This is a genomic window from Enterobacter sp. SENG-6, from assembly GCF_001605945.1.
GTDB classification, from domain to species: Bacteria; Pseudomonadota; Gammaproteobacteria; order Enterobacterales; family Enterobacteriaceae; genus Enterobacter; species Enterobacter cloacae.
In genome coordinates this window covers 1-6226 of the sequence record NZ_LOMM01000045.1, presented here as the reverse complement: position 1 = coordinate 6226, position 6226 = coordinate 1, and the positions used below count along the sequence as shown (strand labels likewise).

Below are 6226 nucleotides of genomic sequence, written 5' to 3'. Positions count from 1 at the left end.
AGCTGCACGTTATCAGCAAGCGTTACACTCAGCGCATTGAGCGACATAACCTGAATCTGAGACAACATCTGGCAAGGCTGGGACGGAAGTCACTGTCGTTCTCAAAATCGGTGGAGCTGCATGACAAGGTCATCGGGCATTATCTGAACATAAAACACTATCAATAAGTTGGAGTCATTACCCTTTTTTCAACTTCTGATGGATGCGAGTGATTGAACTCATACATTAATGTTTTCCCACGAAGTCTTTTTTCAGGTAAGCCTTCGCACATATCGGTAAATAGCTTGCCTGCTTTTATTTTTTCTGTCATCGACATGTTCATTTTTAACATTCCGTCCTGATAAGTTGGTCGGATAAGGCGCTCGCGCCGTATCCGACATTAATTTCTTAAGCGACTTCATTCACCTGGCGACGCAGCAGAGAAAGTGGGCCGGGGCCGCTAAGCGTGAACACGGAAATTAAGGTGAAGCCCAGCGCCACCAGACCCAGCACCAGGTAAGCGCCCTGGAAACCGATGCTTTCATACATATTGCCCGCCAGAATAGACATAAAAATCATCGCCAGTTGCTTAAAGAAGCAGAAACAGACCAGATAAATCGTCGCTGAAAAACGCACTTCAAACTGGCTGGTAATATATTTAAAGCAGCCCACCAGCAGGAACGGTACTTCAAACATATGCAGCGTTTTCAGAATAACCACTTCCAGTGCTGAGGTAGCGAACGATGAGCCAATAATACGTACTGACATAATAGTGCCAGCCAGCAGCAGGGCGTTTTTCCCACCGATGCGATTAATGATCAGTGGCGCAAAAAACATAATCGAGGCGTTAAGTAATTCGCCCATTGTCGTTACGTAGCCAAATACCCGCGTACCCTGTTCACCGGTAGCAAAGAACGAAGTAAAGAAATTAGCAAACTGTTGGTCAAAAACATCGTAGGTGCAGGAAACGCCAATAACATACAGTGACAAAAACCACAGTTTTGGCTGTCTGAACAGTTCCAGCGCCAGCTTAAGGCTAAATGCCGAATGGTTGGCACCTACCGCATTGGCAACCGTGGCAGAAGAGGGCGCATCCGTTTTGGCGAAAAAGAGTAAAACGGCGAGGATGAATGCACAGCCAGAACCCAGCCAGAAAACAAACTGATTATTGATGGTGAACATGATGCCGACAATCGAGGCACACAGCGCCCAGCCAACACAGCCAAACATCCGCGCGCGACCATATTCGAAATTACTGCGACGGCTGACTTTCTCGATAAATGCCTCTACTGCTGGCGCACCGGCGTTAAAACAAAAGCCTAGATAAATACCACCAACAATCGATCCTACTAAAATGTTGTATTGTAACAGTGGCCCGAAGATAAAAATAAAGAACGGCGCAAACATCACTAACATGCCGGTAATAATCCACAGCAGGTATTTGCGCAGCCCGAGTTTGTCAGAAAGCAGACCAAACAGCGGTTGGAATAATAGCGAGAACAGAGAAATAGCGGCAAAAATAATACCCGTATCACTTTTGCTGATATGGTTGATGTCATGTAGCCAAATCGGGAAAAACGGGAAGTAGGCTCCCATGATAAAAAAGTAAAAGAAAAAGAATAAACCGAACATCCAAAAGTTTGTGTTTTTTAAATAGTACATAATGGATTTCCTTACGCGAAATACGGGCAGACATGGCCTGCCCGGTTATTATTATTTTTGACACCAGAGCAACTGGTAATGGTAGCTACCGGCGCTAAGGTGGAATTCCGCCGACACTGACGGGCTCCAGGAGTCGTCGCCACCAATCCCCATATGGAAACCGTCGATATTCAGCCATGTGCCTTCTTCCGCGTGCAGCAGATGGCGATGGCTGGTTTCCATCAGTTGCTGTTGACTGTAGCGGCTGATGTTGAACTGGAAGTCGCCGCGCCACTGGTGTGGGCCATAATTCAATTCGCGCGTCCCGCAGCGCAGACCGTTTTCGCTCGGGAAGACGTACGGGGTATACATGTCTGACAATGGCAGATCCCAGCGGTCAAAACAGGCCGCAGTAAGGCGGTCGGGATAGTTTTCTTGCGGCCCTAATCCGAGCCAGTTTACCCGCTCTGCTACCTGCGCCAGCTGGCAGGTCAGGCCAATCCGCGCCGGATGTGGCGTATTGCTCGCCACTTCAACATCAACGGTAATCGCCATTTGACCACTTCCATCAATCCGGTAGGTTTTCCGGCTGATAAATAAGGTTTTCCCCTGATGCTGCCACGCGTGGACCGTGGTAATCAGCACCGCGTCGGCAAGCGTATCTGCCGTGCACTGCAACAACGCTGCTTCGGCCTGGTAATGGCCCGCCGCCTTCCAGCGTTCGACCCAGGCGTTAGGGTCAATGCGGGTCGCTTCACTTACGCCAATGTCGTTATCCAGCGGTGCGCGGGTGAACTGATCGCGCAGCGGCGTCAGCAGTTGTTTTTTATCGCCAATCCACATCTGTGAAAGAAAGCCTGACTGGCGGTTAAATTGCCAACGCTTATTATCCAGCTCGATGCAAAAATCCGTTTCGCTGGTGGTCAGTTGCGGGATGGCGTGGGGCGCGGAGGGGAGTGTCACGCTGAGGTTTTCCGCCAGACGCCACTGCTGCCAGGCGCTGATGTGTCCGGCTGCTGACCATGTGGTCGCGTTCGGTTGCACTACGTGAACCGTTAGCCAGAGTTGTCCGGCGCTCTTCGGCTGCGGTAGTTCAGGCAGTTCAATCAACTGTTTACCTTGTGGAGCGACATCCAGAGGCACTTCACCGCTTGCCAGCGGCTTGCCATCCAGCGCCACCATCCAGTGCAGGAGCTCGTTATCGCTATGACGGAACAGGTATTCGCTGGTCACTTCGATGGTTCGCCCGGATAAACTGAACTGGAAAAACTGCTGCTGGTGTTTTGCTTCCGTCAGCGCCGGATGCGGCGTGCGGTCGGCAAAGACCAGACCGTTCATGCAGAACTGGCGATCATTCGGCTTATCGCCAAAATCACCGCCGTAAGCCGACCACGGATTGCCATTTTCATCATATTTAATCAGCGACTGATCCACCCAGTCCCAGACGAAGCCGCCCTGTAAACGGGGGTACTGACGAAACGCCTGCCAGTATTTAGCGAAGCCGCCAAGACTGTTACCCATCGCGTGGGCGTATTCGCAAAGGATCAGCGGGCGCGTCTCTCCAGGCAACGAAAGCCATTTTTTGATGGACCATTTCGGCACAGCCGGGAAGGGCTGGTCTTCATCCACGCGCGCGTACATCGGGCAAATAATATCGGTTGCGAAGGTGTCGGCTCCGCCGCCTTCATACTGTACCGGGCGGGAAGGATCGACAGATTTGATCCAGCGATAGAGTGCGTCGTGATTAGCGCCGTGGCCTGATTCATTCCCCAGCGACCAGATGATCACACTCGGGTGATTACGATCGCGCTGCACCATTCGCGTTACGCGTTCGCTCATCGCGGGTAGCCAGCGCGGATCATCGGTCAGACGATTCATTGGCACCATGCCGTGGGTTTCAATGTTGGCTTCATCCACCACATACAGGCCGTAGTGGTCGCACAGCGTGTACCACAGCGGATGGTTCGGATAATGCGAACAGCGCACGGCGTTAAAGTTGTTCTGCTTCATCAGCAGGATATCCTGCACCATCGTCTGCTCATCCATGACCTGACCATGCAGAGGATGATGCTCGTGACGGTTAACGCCGCGAATCAGCAACGGCTTGCCGTTCAGCAGCAGCAGACCATTTTCAATCCGCACCTCGCGGAAACCGACATCGCAGGCTTCTGCTTCAATCAGCGTGCCGTCGGCGGTGTGCAGTTCAACCACCGCACGATAGAGATTCGGGATTTCGGCGCTCCACAGTTTCGGGTTTTCGACGTTCAGACGTAGGGTGACGTGATCGGCATAACCACCACGCTCATCGATAATTTCACCGCCGAAAGGCGCGGTGCCGCTGGCGACCTGCGTTTCACCCTGCCACAAAGAAACCGTCACCCGCAGCTCATCGCGCAGCTCGCCGTACATCTGAACGTCTGCCTCCAGTACAGCGCGGCTGAAATCATCATTAAAGTGAGTGGCTACATGGAAATCGCTGATTTGCGTGCTCGGTTTATGCAGCAACGAGACGTCACGGAAAATGCCGCTCATCCGCCACATATCCTGATCTTCCAGATAACTGCCGTCACTCCAGCGCAGCACCATCACCGCGAGGCGGTTTTCTCCGGCGTGTAAAAATGCGCTCAGGTCAAATTCAGACGGCAAACGACTGTCCTGTCCGTAACCGACCCAGCGCCCGTTGCACCACAAATGAAACGCCGAGTTAACACCATCAAAAATAATTCGCGTCTGGCCTTCCTGTAGCCAGCTTTCATCAACATTAAATGTGAGCGAGTAACAACCCGTCGGATTCTCCGTGGGAACATACGGCGGATTGACCGCAATGGGATAGGTCACGTTGGTGTAGATAGGCGCATCGTAACCGTGCATCTGCCAGTTTGAGGGGACGATGACAGTATCGGCGTCAGGAAGATCGCGCTCCAGCCAGCTTTCTGGTACCGCTTCTGGTGCCGGAAACCAGGCAAAGCGCCATTCACCATTCAGGCTGCGCGACTCTTGGGAAGGGCGATCGGTGCGAGCCTCTTCGCTATTACGCCAGCTGGCGAAAGGGGGATGTGCCGCAAGGCGATTAAGTTGGGTAACGCCAGGGTTTTCCCAGTCACGACGTTGTAATACGACGGCCAGTGAATCCGTAATCATTGTCATAGTTGTATCCTGCGTGAATTGTTATCCGCTCACATTTTCGCATAACATACGAGCCGGACACATAGAGTGTAAAGCCTGGGGTGCCTAATGAGTGAGCTGACTCACATTAATTGCGTTGCGCTCACTGCCCGCTTTCAAGTCGGGAAACTTGTCGTGCCAGCTGCATTAAGGAATCTGCCAACGTGCGGGGAGAGGTGGTTTGCGTATTGGGCGCCAGGGTGGTTTTTCTTTTCACCAGTGAGACGGGCAACAGCTGATTGCTCTTCACCGCCTGGCCCTGAGAGAGTTTCAGCAAGCGGTCCACGCTGGTTTGCCCCAGCAGGCGAAAATCCTGTTTGATGGTGGTTAACGGCGGGATATAACACGAGCTGTCTTCGGTATCGTCGTATCCCACTACCGAGATATCCGCACCAACGCGCAACCCGGACTCGGTAATGGCGCGCATTGCGCCCAGCGCCATCTGATCGTTGGCAACCAGCATCGCAGTGGGAACGATGCCCTCATTTAGCATTTGCATGGTTTGTTGAAAACCGGACATGGCACTCCAGTCGCCTTCCCGTTCCGCTATCGGATGAATTTGATTGCGAGTGAGATATTTATGCCAGCCCGCCAGACGCAGACGCGCCGAGACAGAACTTAATGGGCCCGCTAACAGCGCGATTTGCTGGTGACCCAATGCGACCAGATGCTCCACGCCCAGTCGCGTACCGTCTTCATGGGAGAAAATAATACTGTTGATGGGAGTCTGGTCAGAGACATCAAGAAATAACGCCGGAACATTAGCGCAGGCAGCTTCCACAGCAATGGCATCCTGGTCATCCAGCGGATAGTTAATGATCAGCCCACTGACGCGTTGCGCGAGAAGATTGTGCACCGCCGCTTTACAGGCTTCGACGCCGCTTCGTTCTACCATCGACACCACCACGCTGGCACCCAGTTGATCGGCGCGAGATTTAATCGCCGCGACAATTTGCGACGGCGCGTGCAGGGCCAGACTGGAGGTAGCAACGCCAATCAGCAACGACTGTTTCCCCGCCAGTTGTTGTGCCACGCGGTTGGGAATGTAGTTCAGCTGCGCCATCGCCGCTTCCACCTTTTCCCGCGTTTTCGCAGAGACGTGGCTGGCCTGGTTCACCACGCGGGAAACGGTCTGATAAGAGACACCGGCATACTCTGCGACATCGTATAGCGTTACTGGTTTCACATTTACCACCCTGAATTGACTCTCTTCGGGTGCTATCATGCCATACCACGAAATGTTTTGCGCCATTCGGAGGGGGCACGCCGAAGTGAGATTCAAAATGCCGACGTCAGTTCACAGGTGGGTAATGATACCAACGTGTTGATTTCGTATTTTCACTGACACCAGGATCATTGTTGTGGTCAACTAAAACTGGCCACCGCGTTAGAGTTTTTCCAGTATCGGTTTTCTGATTCGTTTGGTGGTAACCCACCATTA

At 52.7% G+C, this 6226-nt stretch carries 4 protein-coding genes and 1 pseudogene; 1 reads left to right on the top strand and 4 read right to left on the bottom strand.

What is annotated here, in order from left to right; translation table 11 throughout:
- Nucleotides 1-167 (top strand): IS1 family transposase (locus tag AX755_RS19155; protein ID WP_001509190.1); only part of this gene is annotated, 167 nt, incomplete at its 5' end.
- 14 nt (nucleotides 168-181) lie between these two features.
- Here the strand turns inward: AX755_RS19155 and AX755_RS19150 are convergent.
- The 4 genes and pseudogenes from AX755_RS19150 to lacI form a co-directional block, all read right to left on the bottom strand.
- Nucleotides 182-322, bottom strand: a pseudogene (locus AX755_RS19150) (maltose acetyltransferase domain-containing protein); the annotation flags it as partial.
- A 65-nt stretch (nucleotides 323-387) separates the two neighbouring features.
- Nucleotides 388-1641, bottom strand: coding sequence for a lactose permease (lacY, locus tag AX755_RS19145; protein WP_003846917.1), 1254 nt, complete (start codon nucleotides 1639-1641; stop codon nucleotides 388-390).
- A 51-nt stretch (nucleotides 1642-1692) separates the two neighbouring features.
- Entirely contained in the window at nucleotides 1693-4767 is a 3075-nt protein-coding gene (gene lacZ, locus AX755_RS19140) for a beta-galactosidase (protein WP_015386474.1), read from the bottom strand.
- A gap of 121 nt (nucleotides 4768-4888) precedes the next feature.
- Nucleotides 4889-5971 carry a DNA-binding transcriptional repressor LacI gene (lacI, locus tag AX755_RS19135; RefSeq protein ID WP_007851507.1) on the bottom strand — a complete coding sequence of 361 codons (1083 nt, stop codon included), beginning with the start codon at nucleotides 5969-5971 and terminating at the stop codon, nucleotides 4889-4891.
- Nucleotides 5972-6226 lie beyond the last annotated feature (255 nt).